Here is a 19,118-nt window from a genome sequence, read left to right on the forward strand (position 1 = left end):
GAGCTGCCGAAGGCTGCGATCTTTTGATCTTATGCAGGCTGTGCGGCGCCGAACGCTCCCTGCCGCGACACCAGAATCACCAGACCAAACGCCCCCGCTGCCATCAACAACGGCAACGCATGCCCGCTGATCCATTGGCTGCCGGCACCGGCGATCAACGGCCCGAGCAGGCAGCCGACGCCCCACAACTGCGCGATGTGCGCGTTGGCCCGAACCAGCGCATCGTCACGATAACGCTCGCCGATCAGAATCAATGACAAGGTAAACAAACCGCCGGCACTGGCGCCGAACAACACCCACAACGGCCAGATCAGCAGCGTGTCGATCAGCAGCGGAATCGCCAGACTCGACACCAGCAGGACGACCGCGCAGCCCGTAAACAACGAGCGCCGCGACACGCGATCGGCCAGCGCGCCAATCGGCAATTGCAGCAAGGCATCGCCGACCACCACCGTGCTGACCATCGCCAAGGCGATTTCCGTGGTGAAGCCCTGGCGCAGGCAATACACCGGCAACAGCGTCAGGATCATCGCTTCAAACGCCGCGAACAGCGACACCGCCCAAGCAATCGCCGGCAGGCCACGGCAGAACGTCAGCAGATCGCCAAAGGTCACACTGCAGGCCTCACTGCTGGGCGCACCGCTGCGACCCAGCAACAGGAACGGTGCCGCTACCAGCAAACCGACTCCGACCCAGAAACCGTAATCGTGCTCGGTGCCCAGAACACCTAACAGGATCGGCCCGGCCAACTGACTCAACGCATAACTGCTGCCGTACAGCGCCACCAACCGACCGCGCCACTCCTCGACCACCAGTTGGTTGATCCAGCTTTCGCCGAGGATGAAAACCAGGGTCAGGATCACGCCGATCATCAAGCGCAGCACCAGCCAGATCGGATAGCTCGGCAACAGCGCCAGCAAACCGATGGACACGGCACCCGCCCACAGGCACAGGCGCATCAGATTGGCCGTGCCCAGGCGCGCTGCCAGATGGCTGGAAATCTTTGCGCCCAGCAACACGCCAATGGCCGGCATCGCCGCCATGACACCAATGGCAAACGAGCCGTAGCCCCAGCTTTCCAGGCGAAACGACACCAGCGGCATGCTGACGCCCAAGGCCAGGCCAACACTCAAGACAGACGCCAACACGGCGAAATACGTCGCCCAACGCATGTTCCACGCTCCTGTGGATATTATTTTTCAGACGGCACAAAACACTGTGGGAGCGAGCTTGCTCGCGATAGCGGTTTCACATTCAACATTGAAGTCGACTGTTACACCGCTATCGCGAGCAAGCTCGCTCCCACAGGGGATCAGCGTCGTTTGGGAGCCTGATTTGGAGCAGGCTCCCTCACTGACTTACAACTTGATCCAGGTCGCCTTCAGCTCGGTGTACTTGTCGAACGCGTGCAGCGACTTGTCGCGACCGTTGCCGGACTGCTTGAAGCCACCGAACGGTGCCGTCATGTCGCCGCCGTCATACTGGTTGACCCACACGCTACCGGCACGCAATGCGCGGGCGGTGAGGTGAGCCTTGGAGATGTCGGCAGTCCAGACCGCAGCGGCCAGACCGTACGGCGTGTCGTTGGCGATCGCGACGGCTTCTTCAGCGTTGTCGAAGGTGATGACCGACAACACTGGCCCGAAGATTTCTTCCTGGGCGATTTTCATCGCGTTGCTCACACCGTCGAAAATCGTCGGCTCAACATACGTGCCGCCCGTTTCCTGCAGGATGCGCTTGCCGCCAGCGACCAGTTTGGCGCCGTCGGTGTGGCCCGACTCGATGTAAGACAGCACGGTGTTCATCTGCTGGGTATCCACCAGCGCACCGACGTTGGTCGCCGGGTCCAATGGGTTGCCCGGCTTCCAGGTTTTCAGCGCCTCGATCACCAGCGGCAGGAATTTGTCCTTGATCGAACGCTCCACCAGCAGGCGCGAGCCGGCGGTGCAGACTTCGCCCTGGTTGAAGGCGATGGCGCCGGCAGCGGCTTCGGCCGCTTCTTGCAGGTTCGGCGCATCGGCGAACACGATGTTCGGGCTCTTGCCGCCGGCTTCGAGCCAGACGCGCTTCATGTTCGATTCGCCGGAGTAGATCAGCAGCTGCTTGGCGATCTTGGTCGAACCGGTGAACACCAGGGTGTCGACGTCGTTATGCAGGGCCAGGGCCTTGCCGACGGTGTGACCGTAACCTGGCAGTACGTTCAGCACGCCTTTCGGGATGCCGGCTTCAACGGCCAGCGCCGCGATGCGGATGGCGGTCAGCGGCGATTTTTCCGACGGTTTGAGGATCACCGAGTTACCGGTGGACAGTGCCGGGCCGAGTTTCCAGCACGCCATCATCAGCGGGAAGTTCCACGGCACGATGGCGCCCACCACGCCGACCGGCTCGCGGGTCACCAGACCCAGCTGATCGTGCGGAGTAGCGGCTACTTCGTCGTAGATCTTGTCGATGGCTTCGCCGCTCCAGCTCAGGGCTTGCGCCGCGCCGGGAACGTCGATGTACAGGGAGTCGCTGATTGGCTTGCCCATGTCCAGGGTTTCAAGCAGGGCCAGCTCTTCGGCGTGCTGCTTGAGCAGGCCGGCGAAACGGATCATGGTGGATTTGCGCTTGGTCGGCGCCAGGCGCGACCAGACGCCGGAATTGAAGGTGGCGCGAGCGTTTTCCACAGCGCGCTGGGCATCGGCGGCGTCACAGCTGGCAATCTTGCCCAGCAGACGGCCATCGACCGGGCTGATGCACTCGAAGGTCTCGGCGGAGACAGCGTCGGTGTATTCGCCGTTGATGTAGGCACGGCCTTCGATCTTCAGATCGCGAGCACGTTGTTCCCAGTCGGCACGAGTCAGGGTGGTCATGCGAGTGTCCTCCTCTTATTGAATACGACACCCGCGATCTTCGCGGGCGCTGTCAGGAATTCTGCCCGGCCAGCCTGCTTTCGGCCCAAGGCAACCGTCACCCTAAACCAGCGGCAGGTGAAGTTTCAATATATTTGACATATCGCCGGCAAACGGCCTTGCGATGTTCATTTTAATAAACATAGACTTTGCGCTGACCAACCACTCGCGCCGTAAATACGGGAGATAAAAACAATGAGCATCCAGAACGTCGTCGACTTCAGCCAAGCCACCACCGCCGCCGAGCGCTACCGCCCGGACCCGGCCAAAGTGCTCAAGGGCGACCCGGAGCAAGCGGTCTACAACCACTACAACAGCCCGTGCGGCCAGTTGAACGCAGGTGTGTGGGAAGGCGCCGTCGGCCAGTGGACGGTGAATTTCACCGAGCATGAATATTGCGAGATCGTGCAGGGCGTTTCCGTGCTGCGTGACAGCGATGGCAATAGCAAGACCCTGCGCGCGGGCGATCGCTTCGTCATCCCGGCTGGCTTCAAAGGCACCTGGGAAGTGCTGGAGCCGTGCCGCAAGATCTATGTGGCGTTTGAGCAAAAGGCATAAGCCGCCGCCAATCGAAACAGGCGCTCATATTCTGCCGCTGGCCAATTCAAGCGGCACCGGATAAGACTACGCGCAGGCGCCACGCAGTTCATCGCCGGGATGGTTTGCACAGGACGTGCAGCCACCGGGCGAAGTGAGCGACCTGCCCCAATAAATTTGCAAGGAGGCAAACATGCCCGTCTTACCTGATCAATGCGATCTCGCCATCGCCCAATACACCATCGGCCAGAAATGCACCCCGCAGCTTCTCGAAGAAGTGCGCGCCCTGGCCAATGGGGCTCCCGTGCGCGCCACAGGACCGAAGTACCCTTCGAGCTGGGACCTGCGCCCGCGGCGCATCAACCTGCATACCAATGCCGATCGAATCATTGTCAGCATCAACTGTGGCTGATCCCTGATCAACACTGACGAAACACCTTGATCCACGCGCAACAAAAAAGGCCCGTATCTCGCGATACGGGCCTTTTTCGTAAGAGGGAAAAATCAATTACTTGATTTTGCCTTCTTTGTAGATCACGTGCTTGCGAACAACCGGATCAAATTTCTTGATCTCGATTTTGTCCGGCGTAGTGCGCTTGTTCTTGTCGGTAGTGTAGAAGTGACCAGTACCGGCGCTCGAAATCAAACGAATCAATTCACGCATGATTAGCTCCCTTAGATCTTGCCAGCTTTGCGGATTTCGGCCAGCACGGCAGTGATGCCACGCTTGTCGATGATACGCATGCCTTTGGCAGATACGCGCAGACGCACGAAACGTTTCTCTTCTTCAACCCAGAAGCGGTGATGCTGCAGGTTCGGCAGGAAACGACGACGGGTTTTGTTGTTTGCGTGGGAAATGTTATTCCCAGTTACCGGACCCTTACCGGTAACTTGACATACTCTAGACATGCCTCAGCCCTCTAAAACCACATGCCCAACCCGGCATGGGTTGGCCGCTTAATCTCTCAGTCATTTGGCGCCAGGCGCCGCGTTTCTTTAGAGGTCTTACCGGCTACACCTACAGTGAAGGAACCGGGCCCCTAGAAAAGAGCGCTGCTTTATACCAGAAAGACTGGAGAGCAACAACATTCGCTGTGCCTTGAATGGATAAAAACCCCACTTTTCGCGCGTCAGGCGCTTTGGATAAAGGCTGTCGTCGATTCCGACCGCTCGTCGCAGAGAAACGCTCGACACGCCAATCCAGGGTTTTTCCAATCGAGGCACACTCAAATCAGGCGCCTATAGTCCCCTCAAAATGAAAAAGGGGATAGTCATTTGCAAAGGAGCCCACTAGGGTAAGCCTTTTCCAGACTGCACTTGCAGATGGGCCTTCGATCTGTAAAGGAATCCGACCATGCGCCTCGCTGCCTTACCGCTGTTGCTTGCCCCGCTTCTGCTGAGCCCACAGGCCTTCGCCGCCGCCCTGAGCGTCTGCACCGAGGCCAGCCCGGAAGGGTTCGACGTGGTGCAATACAACTCGCTGACCACCACCAACGCCTCGGCCGACGTGCTGATGAATCGCCTGGTGGACTTCGACACCGCCAGCGGCAAAGTGGTCGCCAGCCTCGCCGATAGCTGGGAAGTCAGCCCTGACGGCCTGGTCTACATCTTCAAACTGCATCCGCAGGTGAAATTTCACCGCACCGAGTATTTCAGCCCGACGCGCGAGTTGACCGCAGAAGATGTGAAATTCAGTTTCGACCGCATGCTCGACCCCGCGCACCCGTGGCACAAAGTCGCCCAGAGCGGGTTCCCGCACGCTCAGTCGATGCAATTGCCGGCGCTAATCAAGAAAATCGACGCACTGGATCCGCTGACTGTGCGCTTCACCCTGGATCACCCCGACTCGACGTTCCTGCCAACCCTGAGCATGGGCTTCGCCTCGATCTACTCGGCCGAATATGCCGACAAACTACTCAAGGGCGGCACGCCGGAAAAGCTCAACAACCAGCCAATCGGCACCGGCCCGTTCGTCTTCACACGATTCCAGAAAGACGCGACGATCCGCTACAAGGCCAATCCCGATTACTTCCGAGGCAAGCCCGAGGTCGATCCGCTGATCTTCGCCATCACCCCGGACGCCAACGTGCGTTTGCAGAAGTTGCGCCGCAATGAGTGCCAGATCGCCCTGTCGCCCAAACCACTGGACGTACAGGCCGCGCTGAAAGAACCGACCTTGAAAGTCGAAAAGACTGACGCCTTCATGACCGCGTTCGTCGCCCTCAACAGCCAGCACCCACCGCTGGACAAGCCAGAAGTGCGCCAGGCGATCAACCTCGCCTTCGACAAGGCCAATTACGTCAAAGCCGTGTTCGAAGACACCGCCGAACCCGCCAGCGGACCGTACCCGCCCAACACCTGGAGCTATGCCAAAGGTTTGCCGGGCTATCCCCATGACGTTGAGAAAGCCAAGGCGTTAATGGCCAAGGCCGGGCTCAAGGACGGTTTCCAGACCACCATCTGGACCCGCCCGTCGGGCAGCTTGCTGAACCCCAACCCGAGCCTCGGCGCCCAACTGCTTCAGTCCGATCTCGCCGAGATCGGCATTCAGGCCGAAATCCGTGTGATCGAATGGGGTGAGTTGATCCGTCGCGCCAAGGCGGGCGAGCACGACATCCTGTTCATGGGTTGGGCCGGCGATAACGGCGACCCGGACAACTTCCTCACGCCGCAGTTTTCCTGCGCGGCGGTCAAGTCCGGCACCAATTTCGCCCGCTACTGCAACCAGGATCTGGACAAGCTGATCAGCGCCGGCAAGACCACCGGCGAGCAAGGTGTGCGGACCAAGCTCTACGAACAGGCACAGGCGCAGATCCAGCAACAGGCGCTGTGGTTGCCGCTGGCCCATCCGACGGCTTTCGCGTTGACGCGCAAGGATGTCGAAGGTTACTCAGTCAGCCCGTTTGGGCGGCAGGATTACTCGAAGGTCAACATCAAATAACCCGCTATACACAAAACTTGTAGGAGTGAGCCTGCTCGCGATTGCTTTCTTTCAGTTACCGTCCAAGTGACTGACACGACGCCATCGCGAGCAGGCTCACTCCTACACTGGATTTGTATTCTCCCTTCAGATCTACATCCACCCATACTCCGCCATCGACAACGGATCGCCGTCCCCGATGATGAAATGGTCGAGCACCCGAACATCGATCAACTCCAGCGCCTTTTGCAAACGCTTGGTCAGCACCCGATCAGCCTGACTCGGATCAGAATTGCCCGACGGGTGGTTGTGACAGAGGATCAACGCCGCGGCGTTGTTGGCCAAGGCACGCTTGACCACCTCTCGCGGATGAACACTGGTGTTGTCGATGGAACCGCGAAACAGCGTCTCAAACGTCAGCACCTGATGCTTGGAGTCGAGAAACAGGCAGCCAAAAACCTCATGTGGCTCATGACGCAGCATCGACTTCAGGTACTCGCGAACCGCATGCGGATTTTCCAGTGCCGACTTTTGGCGCGCCCGCTCGGCCAAATGCCGCCTGCTCATTTCTTGAGCAGCCTGCAACTGGGCAAATTTCGCCGGTCCGAGCCCCAACTGCTTGCTGAACGTTTCCTGATCGGCCTCAAGCAGCGAACGCAGGCTGCCAAACTCGTTCAACAGATGTCGCGCCAGATCTACGGCGCTTTTACCCACTACGCCTGTTCGCAAGAAAATCGCCAGCAACTCGGCATCAGAAAGACTTCCCGAGCCCTGTTCAAGCAACCTCTCCCGCGGCCGCTCAGCCGCCGGCCAATCACGAATACTCATAGCACCTCCCTGTCTGTGGGCGCCGCTGTTCCGTAGCGGTCGCTGTGATATCGTAGCCCATCTTTTTTGCGGGCGAATTCACTCCTGGGGAGGGGGTTTCGCCACGCAGTCATCAACGAAATGAAAGGCAGGCCTATGCAGCGGCTGTATCGGAAACGCATTGTTCTGGGCGTCGGCGGCGGCATCGCTGCCTACAAGAGCGCCGACCTGGTTCGCCGCCTGATGGACCAGGGCGCCGAAGTGCGCGTGGTCATGACCCGTGGCGGTGCCGAGTTCATCACCCCGCTGACCATGCAGGCATTGTCCGGGCACCCTGTGCACCTGAACTTGCTGGACCCTGCGGCCGAAGCCGCCATGGGCCACATCGAACTGGCCAAATGGGCCGATCTGGTATTGATCGCCCCGGCCACTGCGGACCTGATCGCGCGTCTGGCCCAAGGCATTGCCGATGATTTGCTGACCACATTGGTGCTGGCCACCGATGCGGTGGTCGCCGTCGCCCCAGCCATGAACCAGGCCATGTGGCGCGACCCGGCCACCCAGGCCAACCTGCAAACCCTTGAAAGCCGCGACCTGAAAGTCTTCGGTCCGGCCTCCGGGAGCCAGGCCTGCGGCGACGTTGGCCTGGGGCGCATGCTCGAAGCCACCGACCTCGCGCAACTCGCGGCGGACTGCTTCCAGCGTCAGGCACTGACCGGCAAACACGTGGTGATTACCGCAGGCCCGACCCAGGAAAACATCGACCCGGTGCGCTACATCACCAACCACAGCTCCGGCAAAATGGGCTTCGCCCTGGCCGAAGCCGCGGTAGAAGCCGGCGCCCGAGTCACCCTGATCAGCGGCCCAGTGCACCTGCCGACCCCGGATCGCGTCACGCGCATCGACGTAGTCAGCGCCCGCGACATGCTCGCCGCGTGCGAATCCGCGATCCCCTGCGATGTGTTCATCGCCTCGGCTGCGGTCGCGGACTACCGTCCGGAAGTCGTTGCCCCGCAAAAACTCAAGAAAGACCCTACAAGCGGCGACGGCTTCGTCCTGCAAATGGTGCGTAACCCGGACATCCTGGCCACCATCGCGACCCGTCCCGACCGTCCGTTCAGTGTCGGTTTCGCCGCCGAAACCGAACACTTGCTCGACTACGCTGCCCGCAAGTTGAAAGACAAGAACCTCGATTTGATCGTCGCCAACGACGTCGCCAACCCGAGCATTGGCTTCAACAGCGAAGAAAACGCCTGCAGCGTGATCGACCGTGAGCTTCACGCCACACTTTTCGCCCAGACCAGCAAGAGCAAGATTGCTCGCCAGCTGATCACTTTTATCGCCGAACGTCTGAACCAGGTTTAATTTACATGCACGCTATGCAAGCCAAGATCCTCGACCCACGCATCGGTACCGAATTCCCGCTGCCGCAGTACGCCACGCCAGGCTCCGCCGGCCTCGACCTGCGCGCCATGCTGGAAAAAGACACCGTGATCAAACCGGGTGAAACCGTACTGATCCCTACCGGCCTGTCGGTTTACATCGGTGACCCGAATCTCGCCGCACTGATCCTGCCGCGCTCGGGCATGGGCCATAAGCACGGCATCGTGCTGGGCAACCTGGTCGGCTTGATCGACTCCGATTATCAGGGCCCGTTGATGGTTTCCTGCTGGAACCGCGGCCAGACCGAATTCACCATGCCGGTCGGCGAGCGCCTGGCACAGCTAGTGTTGGTGCCGGTGGTACAGGCTCACTTCGAGATGGTTGAAGAGTTTGTTGAAACCGAGCGCGGCACTGGCGGTTTTGGCCATACCGGCACTCGCTGATCCGACACGCTGCATTCCTGTAGGAGCTGCCGCAGGCTGCGATTTTTTGATTTTGTTTTTTAAAGTTCAAGATCAAAAGATCGCAGCCTGCGGCAGCTCCTACAGGGGCCTTGCCCTGCCCTCTGGGCTGTCATGGCCCTTTCGCACCACGAACTCTCTGTGGAAAACGCCGTCATACCCTTCAGTTTGAACGTGTCGCCAAATATTTCGGCGACCTGTCCAGCCACTTTCAAGATGGAGCATTTCCACAGATGAGCACCCCCGCCCGCCTCGCCCCCAAGTTCCCCGACAGCATTTTCCGCGCCTATGACATTCGCGGCACCGTCCCGGAGTTTCTGAACGCTGAAACGGCTTACTGGCTCGGTCGCGCCATCGGTGCCCAAACCCTGGCCCAGAATGAGCCGAATATTTCCGTTGGCCGTGACGGTCGCCTGTCCGGCCCGGAGCTGGTGGAGCAATTGATCCAGGGCCTGGCCGACAGCGGTTGCCACGTCAGCGACATTGGCCTGGTGCCGACCCCGGCGCTGTATTACGCCGCCAACGTGTTGGCCGGCAAATCCGGTGTGATGCTGACCGGCAGCCACAACCCGTCGAACTACAACGGCTTCAAGATCGTCATCGCCGGCGACACCTTGGCCAACGAGCAGATCCAGGCCCTGCACGACCGCCTCAAGACCAACAACCTGAGCAGCGGCAAGGGCAGCATCACCAAAGTCGAAATCCTCGACCGCTACACCACCGAAATCGTCCAGGACATCAAACTGGCCCGACGCCTGAAAGTGGTTGTGGATTGCGGCAACGGCGCGGCCGGCGTGATCGCCCCGCAATTGATCGAAGCGCTGAACTGCGAAGTTGTCCCGCTGTTTTGCGAAGTCGACGGCAATTTCCCGAACCACCACCCGGATCCGGGCAAGCCTGAAAACCTCGTCGACCTGATCGCCAAGGTCAAGGAAACCAACGCCGACATCGGCCTGGCCTTCGACGGCGACGGCGACCGCGTTGGCGTTGTGACCAACACTGGCAGCATCGTCTATCCGGACCGCCTGCTGATGCTGTTCGCCCGCGACGTCGTGGCGCGCAACCCTGGTGCCGAGATCATCTTCGACGTCAAATGCACCCGTCGCCTGACACCTTTGATCAAGGAATACGGTGGTCGGTCGTTAATGTGGAAGACCGGTCACTCGTTGATCAAAAAGAAAATGAAACAAACTGGCGCCCTGTTGGCCGGCGAAATGAGCGGGCACATCTTCTTCAAGGAGCGCTGGTTCGGTTTCGACGACGGCATCTACAGCGCCGCGCGGTTGCTGGAGATCCTCAGCAAGGAAAAATCCTCGGCCGAAGAGCTGTTCGCAACCTTCCCGAACGATATTTCTACGCCGGAAATCAATATCCATGTGACCGAAGAGAGCAAATTCAGCATCATTGATGCATTGCATGACGCGCAGTGGGGCGCAGGCGCCGACCTGACCACCATTGACGGCGTGCGAGTCGACTATGCCAAAGGCTGGGGCCTGGTGCGCGCCTCCAACACCACACCGGTGCTGGTGCTGCGTTTCGAGGCCGATGACGAGGCTGAATTGCAGCGCATCAAGGACGTATTCAAAGTCCAGTTGAAGCGTGTTGCACCTGATCTCCAACTACCGTTCTGATTCACCCGGAGCCCTGAATGACCCTCGAACGCGAAGCCGCCGCCAACACCGCCAAGGTCCTGTCCGAAGCGCTGCCTTACATTCGCCGCTATGTCGGCAAGACGCTGGTGATCAAATACGGCGGCAACGCGATGGAAAGCGAGGAGCTGAAAACCGGCTTCGCCCGCGACATCGTGCTGATGAAGGCCGTGGGCATCAACCCGGTGGTCGTTCACGGCGGCGGCCCGCAAATCGGTGACCTGCTCAAGCGTCTGTCGATCGAAAGCCATTTCGTCGACGGCATGCGCGTCACCGACGCCGCCACCATGGACGTGGTGGAAATGGTCCTCGGTGGCCAGGTCAACAAGGACATCGTCAACCTGATCAACCGTCATGGCGGCAGCGCCATCGGCCTGACCGGTAAAGACGCCGAGCTGATTCGTGCGAAGAAGCTCACCGTCACCCGCCAGACGCCGGAGATGACCACCCCGGAAATCATCGACATCGGCCACGTCGGCGAAGTGGTCGGGATCAACACCGACCTGCTGAACCTGCTGGTCAAAGGTGATTTCATCCCGGTGATCGCGCCAATCGGCGTCGGCGCCAACGGTGAGTCGTACAACATCAACGCTGACCTGGTAGCCGGTAAAGTCGCCGAAGCGCTGAAAGCCGAGAAGTTGATGCTGTTGACCAACATCGCCGGCCTGATGGACAAGTCGGGGACGGTCCTGACCGGCCTGACGACCCAGCAGGTCGACGATCTGATCGCCGACGGCACCATCTACGGCGGCATGCTGCCGAAGATCCGCTGTGCACTGGAAGCGGTCCAGGGCGGCGTGGGCAGCTCGCTGATCATCGATGGTCGCGTGCCGAATGCGATCCTGCTGGAAATCTTCACCGACACCGGCGTGGGCACCCTGATCAGCAATCGCAAGCGTCACTGATTCAAAACCTCAAAAAAGATCGCAGCCTTCGGCGGCACCTACGGATGTACGAAAATCCTGTAGGAGCTGACGAAGCCTGCGATCTTTTTTATGCGCGCAGGAATCGTCCGACTTAAGTAAGCGAAACGTCCGACATCCAGAAGGTATCAATCTGCATAGGATCTTCCCTGAATCCACAGGAGATCTTCCCCATGCAAAAAGACCACGTTCCCTACGGCAGCGATGTTTCAGCAGGCACCTATGAGTGCGCAGACTGCGGACGCGAATACACCAATCAGTCAAAGACTTCGCTTCCGCCGTGCCCTGACTTCAAACCAGGCACACACGTGCTCAATGGCTGGAAGATCCTGACCGGCCAAGGCGACGCCGTGGCTGATCCATACCCAAACGAGTCTTCCAAGTGACCACGGGGGACTGAACCATGCAGATCTCGTTCACGATTGATGCCCAGGCCTTCGACCTCGAGCAAAAGGAGCCGGTCAAAAAGACGTTGCGGATTTCCGACGCCGAAATCACCCATGCCCTACAGCGAATAGCCAAGGCGAGCCTGACCGAATACCTGAAAATGCTGGTCGAAGGCGGCATGCCCAGCAGGGCCGATGAAGCTAAACAGGATCGCTTGCTGTACCTGATTCAAAGCTATTTCGGGCAGACCCTGCCGACCGAATCGCAGATATCGACGATTTTCCAGCTGACCCAGAGCCAAAGCAAAACCCTGTTGAAAAACACGGTTTCACGCTTCCGCAATCAATTGGACGAGATCCTGCAGCACAGCATGCGAGCCGTGATCGAGTCTGCGGAGCACGCTCAGACCGTGTATCTGGTGGTGATCAGCTCGGACGTCATTCGCGATGAACTGAACATGCTGATCACACAGAATGAGCCAACGTTCAAACCCATCGTCAAACGCAAAGGCAGCGCCGGGCAGTTCGAAATCAGCGAGGATTCCCACGCGCTGCTCTGCCAGACACTGGGCCTGAATGCCGTTCAGTGACATCGTCGCGGTCAGCGGCTTGCTGCTGACCCTGACCACGTTCATGTTCAATCTGGCTTGGCCCAAGCTGGATGAAGCGCTGGCACTGGATGAAAAACAACCAGGCCCGCTGGCCAGGAAGCGCAGCCAAAGGAAAGTAATGAGCGTTTTGCTGGGCTGCGCGATGCCGCTGACTTGCGCCTTCATGGCGCTGTTTTACGTCAATCTTCCCGCCGCTGTGCGAATCATGAGCAACAGCACGCTGGACCTGTGGAATTTCGACGTAGATCGCACGTTGTATGTGATGCTCGTCTGCGCGCTACTGGTGTTTGTAGCGCTCAACGTTTGGCTGACCATTCGATTGATCGCAAAATGGCACCACCTGCGTTAAGACACCGCCCAAAGAAAAGGCCCTGTAAACAGGGCCTTTCTTATTGGACTAAATCAGACACCGAACTGTGCCCGATAGGCCTCAACCGCTGGCAAATGCTGCTTGAGCTGTGGATCATCGGCCAGGAATTCCAGCACCTGGTTCAACGACACAATGCTGATCACCGGGATGCCAAAGTCACGCTCCACTTCCTGGATCGCCGACAACTCGCCGTTGCCACGCTCCTGACGGTTCAGGGCAATCAATACGCCTGCCGCTTTGGCGCCGTCCTGGGAGGCGATGATCTGCATCACTTCGCGGATCGCGGTGCCGGCGGTGATCACGTCGTCGATGATCAAAACTTCACCCGTCAGCGGTGCGCCGACCAGGCTGCCGCCTTCGCCGTGGGCCTTGGCTTCCTTGCGGTTGAAGCACCAAGGCAGGTCACGGTTGTGATGTTCGGCCAATGCCACGGCGGTGGTCGCCGCCAATGGGATGCCTTTGTAGGCAGGACCAAACAGCACGTCGAAGGAAATGCCGCTCTCGGCGATGGCTGCGGCGTAGAAACGGCCGAGCTGCGCCAGGGCCGAACCCGAGTTGAACAGGCCCGCATTGAAGAAGTAAGGACTGGTGCGCCCGGACTTCAGGGTGAACTCACCGAAGCGCAAAACGCCGCGATCGATGGCAAAACGAATGAAATCGCGCTGATACGCTTGCATGAAAAAAACCCCAAATACCACGGATTTAGCTAATTAGCTTGACGCCGTGTATCATACACGCACGCGATTTTTGGGGCCATTTATGCGGATCATCAGTGTGAACGTCAATGGTATTCAGGCTGCAGTCGAGCGGGGTTTGCTCAGTTGGCTGCAAGCACAGAATGCCGACGTCATCTGCCTGCAGGACACCCGTGCCTCCGCCTTTGAACTGGACGATCCAGCCTTCCAACTGGATGGATACTTCCTTTATGCCTGCGACGCCGAAGTTCCCGCCCAAGGTGGTGTGGCTTTGTACTCGCGGTTGCAACCGAAGGCTGTCATCAGCGGTCTCGGTTTCGAGACGGCCGACCGCTACGGGCGCTACCTGCAAGCCGATTTCGACAAAGTCAGTATTGCAACCTTGTTGCTTCCGTCCGGCATGAACGGCGATGAAGACTTGAACCAGAAATTCAAGCTCATGGACGACTTCGCCAAGTACCTGGACAAGCAGCGGCGCAAACGCCGCGAGTACATTTATTGTGGCTCGCTGTACGTGGCGCAACAGAAACTGGACATCAAGAACTGGCGCGACAGCCAGCAATCTCCTGGCTTCCTGGCGCCTGAACGTGCCTGGATGGACGAGATTGTCGGCAACATGGGTTATGTCGATGCCTTGCGCGAAGTCAGCCGTGAAGGCGACCAGTACAGCTGGTGGCCGGATAACGAACAGGCCGAAATGCTCAACCTCGGCTGGCGTTTCGACTACCAGATCTTGACGCCGGGCCTGCGCCGCTTTGTACGCAGCGCACGCCTGCCACGTCAGCCACGGTTCTCGCAGCATGCGCCGCTAATCGTGGACTACGACTGGACGCTGACGATCTAAACGTTGTCGCTCATAAAAAAATGCCCGTATCGCAAGATACGGGCATTTTTTATGAGCTGTATTTCAGTGACCTGAACTTCAAGCAGCGGCAAAGAATGGTAGCGCGAGGTACAACTTGATCACGATGACATTGATGATGTCGATGAAGAAAGCGCCCACCATAGGCACCACCAGAAACGCTATCTGCGAAGGCCCGTAACGCTGCGTCACCGCTTGCATGTTAGCGATGGCCGTTGGCGTTGCACCCAGCCCAAAACCGCAATGTCCTGCCGCCAGTACTGCCGCATCATAATTGCTGCCCATCACTCTAAACGTCACGAATATCGCAAACAGCGCCATGACCAGCGTTTGCGCCGCCAGAATAATGAAGAAAGGTAATGCCAGTGCAGCCAGATCCCACAACTTGAGTGACATCAGCGCAATTGCCAGGAACATCGACAAGCTGACATTTCCCAGTACAGAAACTTCCCGTTCAAACACCTGATACAAGCCAAGTGCTGAAAGGCTGTTTCGCAAAAGCACACCCACGAACAATACGCAAACGAACGTCGGCAACTCAAATGCGGTTTCGCGGAGCGCGCCATTCATGAGGTTACCCACCATCAAGCTGACGGCAATCAACGCGAGTGTCTCTATAAACGAAAATGGCGTGATCGAACGCTCTTTATTCGGCTGTTCAAAACCCTTTGGCAGTCGTGGCTTATCTTGATTAGAACAACCGGGAACCTGTGTGCGCTTGATAAGCAGCCGGGCGACCGGCCCACCAATCAAACCGCCCAGCACCAGACCAAACGTTGCAGAGGCCATTGCAAGCTCAGAGGCGGAAGCCAAGCCGTACTTTTCACTGAACGTCGCGCCCCAGGCAGCACCGGTTCCGTGACCACCTGCCAACGTCACCGAGCCTGTAAGCAGCCCCATCAAAGGGTCGAGCCCCAAAGCCGTTGCAAGCCCGATTCCCATGGCATTCTGAACCACCAACAACCCGGTGACCGCTAATAGAAACACCCCCACTACGCGTCCGCCCTTCTTCAGGCTGGCGAAGTCTGCACTCAATCCAATAGTGGCGAAGAACGCCAGCATCAAGGGTGTTTGTAGCGAGGTGTCAAACCGCACTTCAATATCGAACAAGCGCAAAGCCAAAAGAACCAAGGCAACCATCAGGCCACCCGCTACAGGTTCAGGGATGTTGTAAGCGCGTAAAAAACCGACCCGTGTGACAAGCCCGCGCCCCAGTAAGAGGACTAAGGACGCGGCGACGAGTGTTCCATAAAAATCGAGCTGAAACATTGGGATATTCTTGGATTATTCATTCAGGGGCGAACTGTTTACCTGGACACGCCTCTTGAACAGGCTGATTGTTCTCAACGCTGATTGTTCTCAACGCTGATTGTTTTAATTTCAGGATCCGTCAATGGTCTGAATATATCGAAATATTTCTAATGAATATTACTTGGGGCAACTTTAACAACCGCCCAGCCTCATTGCCAAGGATATGGAGAGCAATGCGGATATACAGTTGTGACTAAAAGTGTAGGGAAGTAAGCGTAGTTGTCTGGAGAAATAACTTGATAACAAAAAAGCCCCGACGAGTCGGGGCTTCTTTCAATCTCATTGCCTGGCTTACTTAATCAACCGCCATGTGAATGGATACCGATAAGGAAACCCTTCATTGGCTTTCACGCCCGCAATGATCGTCAGCACCAACGCGCCAATGGCGATCAGGCCAAACAGGAAGAACCCGATAATCACCACCATCAGCAGGAAGCAAATGGCGGAGGCAATGGCGACGGTGATCTGAAAGTTCAGCGCCTCCTTGCCTTGTGCGTCGATGAACGGGTCCATCTCGCGCTTCATTTGCCACAGGATCAGCGGGCCGATCAGCGTACCGAACGGAATCCAGATCCCCAGCAAGGCGGACAAGTGACAAAACATCGCCCACTGCCGAACTTCTTTGCTCGGGGTGGGAAGCAACTGTTGCTCGTCACTCATGGCGTCCTCCTTGTCTGTGGCAATCCAGTCAGTCCGCCAGTGCAGCCGTTTGCAGATCGAAGATTTCGTTCATGCCTTTCTTGGCCAGTTCCAGCATCGCGTTCAGCTCTTCAGGCTGGAACGGTGCGCCTTCGGCAGTGCCCTGAACTTCGATGAAGCCGCCAGTGCTGGTCATCACTACGTTAAGGTCGGTCTCGGCAGCCGAGTCTTCCAGGTAGTCGAGGTCGAGTACCGGCTCGCCTTGGTACATGCCTACCGAAACGGCACCGATCATTTGCTTGAGCGGGTCGCCGCCTTTCAGGCCGCCACGCTTCTTGATCACTTTCAACGCATCGACCAGGGCAACCATGGCACCGGTGATGGACGCGGTGCGGGTGCCGCCGTCGGCCTGGATCACGTCGCAGTCGACGTACAGGGTCACATCGCCCAGCTTGGACATGTCCAGCGCAGCGCGCAGGGAACGACCGATCAGACGCTGGATTTCCAGGGTGCGGCCGCCTTGCTTGCCGCGGCTCGCTTCACGCTGGTTACGCTCGCCGGTGGCGCGCGGCAGCATGCCGTACTCGGCGGTCAACCAGCCTTGGCCCTGGCCCTTGAGAAAACGCGGCACACCGTTTTCGACGCTGACCGTGCAGATGACTTTGGTGTCACCGAACTCGACCAGTACAGATCCCTCGGCGTGTTTGGTGTAGTTGCGGGTAATGCGGATCGAGCGGAGCTGATCGGCAGCGCGACCACTTGGACGTTTCATAAGGGATACCTGTACGGGGACGGAAAACTGCGGAGCATTATAGAGCTGCCAGCCACGACTGGGCACTTCTAAAAAAATCCTCTGACGAGCGAAGGCTCTGAACAGCCCGTACCCGACGACCTGCAGCCGTTTGTCACACCGTGTGTTTGGGCGCATCCGCGCCACTGCGCTACAATCCTGCGCCTTTGCTGCCAGTCGGCTTTAATTCATTGATAGCGGATTGCCGGAACGTCAGTTCCGCGCCGATCCGCATTGCGAGGTACCCCCATGGTGCACAGCATGACCGCCTTCGCCCGCGTCGAGAAAGCAGGCGTCCAGGGCACCCTGAGCTGGGAACTGCGCTCGGTCAACAGCCGCTACCTGGAACCCCACCTGCGCCTGCCGGACTCCTTTCGCGACCTCGAAGGCGCCGTCCGTGAAGCCCTGCGCCAGGGCGTATCGCGGGGCAAGCTCGAATGCACCCTGCGCTTCACCGAAGAAAACGCCGGCAAAGCGCTGCAAGTGGATCAGGACCGCGCCGCACAACTGGTTGCCGCCGCCGAGACGATCGCCAGCCTGATCAAGAATCCGGCCGCACTGAATCCGCTCGAAGTCCTGGCCTGGCCCGGCGTGCTGGTGGGTGATGCGACCGACCCGCAAGCCTTGAACGCCGAAGCACTGGCGCTGTTCAACGAAGGCCTGAAAGAACTCAAGGCTGGCCGCGAGCGCGAAGGCGCGGAGCTGGCACGGTTGATCAACGATCGCCTGACGTCCATTGAAGAAGACGTGGTGACCCTGCGCGAACTGGTTCCGCAGATGCTCGCCACCCAGCGCCAGAAGGTCCTCGACCGTTTCGCCGACATGAAGGCCGAGATGGACCCGCAGCGACTGGAGCAGGAAATGGTCATGCTCGCGCAAAAAAGCGACGTCGCCGAAGAACTGGATCGCCTGAGCACTCACATCATCGAAGTTCGCCGGGTGCTCAAGTCCGGCGGCGCTGCCGGGCGACGCCTGGACTTCCTGATGCAGGAGCTCAACCGCGAGGCTAATACACTGGGCTCCAAAGCCTTCGACCCGCGCAGCACCCAAGCGGCGGTCAACCTCAAGGTGTTGATCGAGCAGATGCGCGAACAAGTGCAGAATATTGAGTAAGGCAACCCTGACATGACCCACAGCACCGGCACCCTGTACATCATCTCCGCCCCATCGGGCGCGGGCAAAAGCAGCCTGGTCAAGGCCCTGACCGACGCCAATCCGGAGATCCGCGTTTCGGTCTCCCACACCACCCGCGCCATGCGCCCGGGCGAAGTGGACGGCGTGAACTACAACTTCGTCGCGCGCGAACAGTTCGTGAAGATGATCGAACACGGGGATTTCCTCGAGCGCGCCGAAGTCTTCGGCAATCTCTACGGCACCTCGCAAAGCCACTTACAGCAGACCCTGGATGAAGGCCACGACCTGATCCTGGAAATCGACTGGCAAGGCGCCGAGCAAGTACGCAAGCTGATGCCGCAGGCCCGTTCGGTCTTCATTCTGCCGCCGTCATTGCAGGCCTTGCACCAGCGCCTGACCAATCGTGGCCAGGATAGCGACGAGATCATCGACGGCCGGATGCGCGAAGCCGTCAGCGAAATGAGCCACTATGTCGACTACGACTACCTGATCATCAACGACGATTTCGCCCACGCCTTGCACGATTTGAAGGCGATTTTCCGTGCCAATCAGCTGCAACAAAAGCGTCAGCAGCAGCGCCACGGCAAATTACTGGCTGAATTGCTCGGTTGATCCGCTCTTCCCAAAACAGCTGCAAGAGCTTTACATTGGCACTTGCAGCGCGTTGAAGGGCTTGATCAAAAAATCAGCGCTTCCCTAATCGCTGGTGATTTTTTAAACTGTTGAGTCCGCTCGCCCATCCGGGCAGC

At 58.7% G+C, this 19,118-nt stretch carries 21 protein-coding genes and 1 pseudogene; 13 read left to right on the forward strand and 9 right to left on the reverse strand.

What is annotated here, in order from left to right; all coding sequences use genetic code 11:
* Positions 1–29: 29 nt before the first annotated feature.
* Both ACW9JC_RS03290 and ACW9JC_RS03295 read right to left on the reverse strand, forming a co-directional pair.
* Positions 30–1,172: an MFS transporter gene (locus tag ACW9JC_RS03290; RefSeq protein WP_457453555.1), complete on the reverse strand. Its 1,143-nt coding sequence runs from the start codon at positions 1,170–1,172 to the stop codon at positions 30–32.
* A gap of 186 nt (positions 1,173–1,358) precedes the next feature.
* Complete coding sequence (locus tag ACW9JC_RS03295; protein WP_338583871.1) at positions 1,359–2,852, reverse strand: aldehyde dehydrogenase; 1,494 nt, start codon at positions 2,850–2,852, stop codon at positions 1,359–1,361.
* 234 nt (positions 2,853–3,086) lie between these two features.
* Here ACW9JC_RS03295 and ACW9JC_RS03300 point away from each other — a divergent pair, with 234 nt between their 5' ends.
* Positions 3,087–3,449 (forward strand): cupin domain-containing protein, encoded by a 363-nt coding sequence (locus ACW9JC_RS03300; RefSeq protein WP_150702384.1) that lies wholly within the window; start codon positions 3,087–3,089, stop codon positions 3,447–3,449.
* A 172-nt stretch (positions 3,450–3,621) separates the two neighbouring features.
* On the forward strand, positions 3,622–3,840 hold the full coding sequence (locus ACW9JC_RS03305) for a peptidase inhibitor (RefSeq protein WP_150753847.1): 219 nt from the start codon (positions 3,622–3,624) through the stop codon (positions 3,838–3,840).
* Positions 3,841–3,936: 96 nt separating this feature from the next.
* Here the strand turns inward: ACW9JC_RS03305 and rpmG are convergent, their stop codons facing one another.
* Positions 3,937–4,092: a 50S ribosomal protein L33 gene (gene rpmG / locus ACW9JC_RS03310; RefSeq protein ID WP_007894709.1), complete on the reverse strand. Its 156-nt coding sequence runs from the start codon at positions 4,090–4,092 to the stop codon at positions 3,937–3,939.
* Between the two features lie 11 nt (positions 4,093–4,103).
* A complete protein-coding gene (gene rpmB / locus ACW9JC_RS03315) occupies positions 4,104–4,337 on the reverse strand; it encodes a 50S ribosomal protein L28 (RefSeq protein WP_034147715.1) in 234 nt (77 codons plus the stop codon).
* 445 nt (positions 4,338–4,782) lie between these two features.
* On the opposite strand from rpmB, the gene ACW9JC_RS03320 reads away from it, so the two are divergent.
* Positions 4,783–6,369: an ABC transporter substrate-binding protein gene (locus ACW9JC_RS03320; RefSeq protein ID WP_457453558.1), complete on the forward strand. Its 1,587-nt coding sequence runs from the start codon at positions 4,783–4,785 to the stop codon at positions 6,367–6,369.
* A gap of 132 nt (positions 6,370–6,501) precedes the next feature.
* Here the strand turns inward: ACW9JC_RS03320 and radC are convergent, their stop codons facing one another.
* Positions 6,502–7,176, reverse strand: coding sequence for a RadC family protein (gene radC, locus ACW9JC_RS03325; RefSeq protein WP_448109778.1), 675 nt, complete (start codon positions 7,174–7,176; stop codon positions 6,502–6,504).
* A gap of 135 nt (positions 7,177–7,311) precedes the next feature.
* Between radC and coaBC the strand changes: the two genes are divergently transcribed.
* The 7 genes and pseudogenes from coaBC (at position 7,312) to ACW9JC_RS03360 (ending at position 12,917) form a co-directional block, all read left to right on the forward strand.
* Complete coding sequence (gene coaBC, locus ACW9JC_RS03330) at positions 7,312–8,520, forward strand: bifunctional phosphopantothenoylcysteine decarboxylase/phosphopantothenate--cysteine ligase CoaBC (protein ID WP_457453560.1); 1,209 nt, start codon at positions 7,312–7,314, stop codon at positions 8,518–8,520.
* Between the two features lie 5 nt (positions 8,521–8,525).
* Complete coding sequence (gene dut / locus ACW9JC_RS03335; RefSeq protein WP_457453562.1) at positions 8,526–8,981, forward strand: dUTP diphosphatase; 456 nt, start codon at positions 8,526–8,528, stop codon at positions 8,979–8,981.
* 245 nt (positions 8,982–9,226) lie between these two features.
* Positions 9,227–10,630 (forward strand): annotated as a pseudogene (locus ACW9JC_RS03340) (phosphomannomutase/phosphoglucomutase); the annotation flags it as partial.
* Between the two features lie 17 nt (positions 10,631–10,647).
* Complete coding sequence (gene argB / locus ACW9JC_RS03345; RefSeq protein ID WP_053163877.1) at positions 10,648–11,553, forward strand: acetylglutamate kinase; 906 nt, start codon at positions 10,648–10,650, stop codon at positions 11,551–11,553.
* Positions 11,554–11,744: 191 nt separating this feature from the next.
* Entirely contained in the window at positions 11,745–11,957 is a 213-nt protein-coding gene (locus ACW9JC_RS03350; protein WP_338583877.1) for a hypothetical protein, read from the forward strand.
* Positions 11,958–11,974: 17 nt separating this feature from the next.
* Positions 11,975–12,547, forward strand: coding sequence for a hypothetical protein (locus ACW9JC_RS03355; protein ID WP_338583879.1), 573 nt, complete (start codon positions 11,975–11,977; stop codon positions 12,545–12,547).
* A complete protein-coding gene (locus ACW9JC_RS03360; RefSeq protein ID WP_457453565.1) occupies positions 12,534–12,917 on the forward strand; it encodes a hypothetical protein in 384 nt (127 codons plus the stop codon). Before ACW9JC_RS03355 ends, ACW9JC_RS03360 begins: the two co-directional genes overlap by 14 nt.
* A gap of 53 nt (positions 12,918–12,970) precedes the next feature.
* On the opposite strand, the gene pyrE is transcribed toward ACW9JC_RS03360, so the two are convergent.
* Positions 12,971–13,615: an orotate phosphoribosyltransferase gene (gene pyrE, locus ACW9JC_RS03365; protein WP_034147724.1), complete on the reverse strand. Its 645-nt coding sequence runs from the start codon at positions 13,613–13,615 to the stop codon at positions 12,971–12,973.
* Positions 13,616–13,697: 82 nt separating this feature from the next.
* Between pyrE and ACW9JC_RS03370 the strand changes: the two genes are divergently transcribed.
* Positions 13,698–14,477 carry an exodeoxyribonuclease III gene (locus ACW9JC_RS03370; RefSeq protein ID WP_008062840.1) on the forward strand — a complete coding sequence of 260 codons (780 nt, stop codon included), beginning with the start codon at positions 13,698–13,700 and terminating at the stop codon, positions 14,475–14,477.
* Between the two features lie 78 nt (positions 14,478–14,555).
* On the opposite strand, the gene gltS is transcribed toward ACW9JC_RS03370, so the two are convergent.
* The 3 genes from gltS to rph all read right to left on the reverse strand — a co-directional run bounded on the left by gltS (position 14,556) and on the right by rph (position 17,217).
* A complete protein-coding gene (gene gltS / locus ACW9JC_RS03375; protein WP_457453567.1) occupies positions 14,556–15,764 on the reverse strand; it encodes a sodium/glutamate symporter in 1,209 nt (402 codons plus the stop codon).
* Positions 15,765–16,097: 333 nt separating this feature from the next.
* Positions 16,098–16,466, reverse strand: coding sequence for a DUF4870 domain-containing protein (locus ACW9JC_RS03380; RefSeq protein ID WP_338583883.1), 369 nt, complete (start codon positions 16,464–16,466; stop codon positions 16,098–16,100).
* A gap of 28 nt (positions 16,467–16,494) precedes the next feature.
* On the reverse strand, positions 16,495–17,217 hold the full coding sequence (rph, locus tag ACW9JC_RS03385; RefSeq protein WP_338583884.1) for a ribonuclease PH: 723 nt from the start codon (positions 17,215–17,217) through the stop codon (positions 16,495–16,497).
* A 267-nt stretch (positions 17,218–17,484) separates the two neighbouring features.
* Here rph and ACW9JC_RS03390 point away from each other — a divergent pair, with 267 nt between their 5' ends.
* Together ACW9JC_RS03390 and gmk are read left to right on the forward strand one after the other, a co-directional pair.
* Positions 17,485–18,348 carry a YicC/YloC family endoribonuclease gene (locus tag ACW9JC_RS03390; RefSeq protein WP_416129486.1) on the forward strand — a complete coding sequence of 288 codons (864 nt, stop codon included), beginning with the start codon at positions 17,485–17,487 and terminating at the stop codon, positions 18,346–18,348.
* A 12-nt stretch (positions 18,349–18,360) separates the two neighbouring features.
* Positions 18,361–18,981, forward strand: coding sequence for a guanylate kinase (gene gmk, locus ACW9JC_RS03395; protein WP_338583886.1), 621 nt, complete (start codon positions 18,361–18,363; stop codon positions 18,979–18,981).
* Positions 18,982–19,118: the final 137 nt, after the last annotated feature.

It is taken from the genome of Pseudomonas sp. SDO5591_S426, assembly GCF_054070755.1.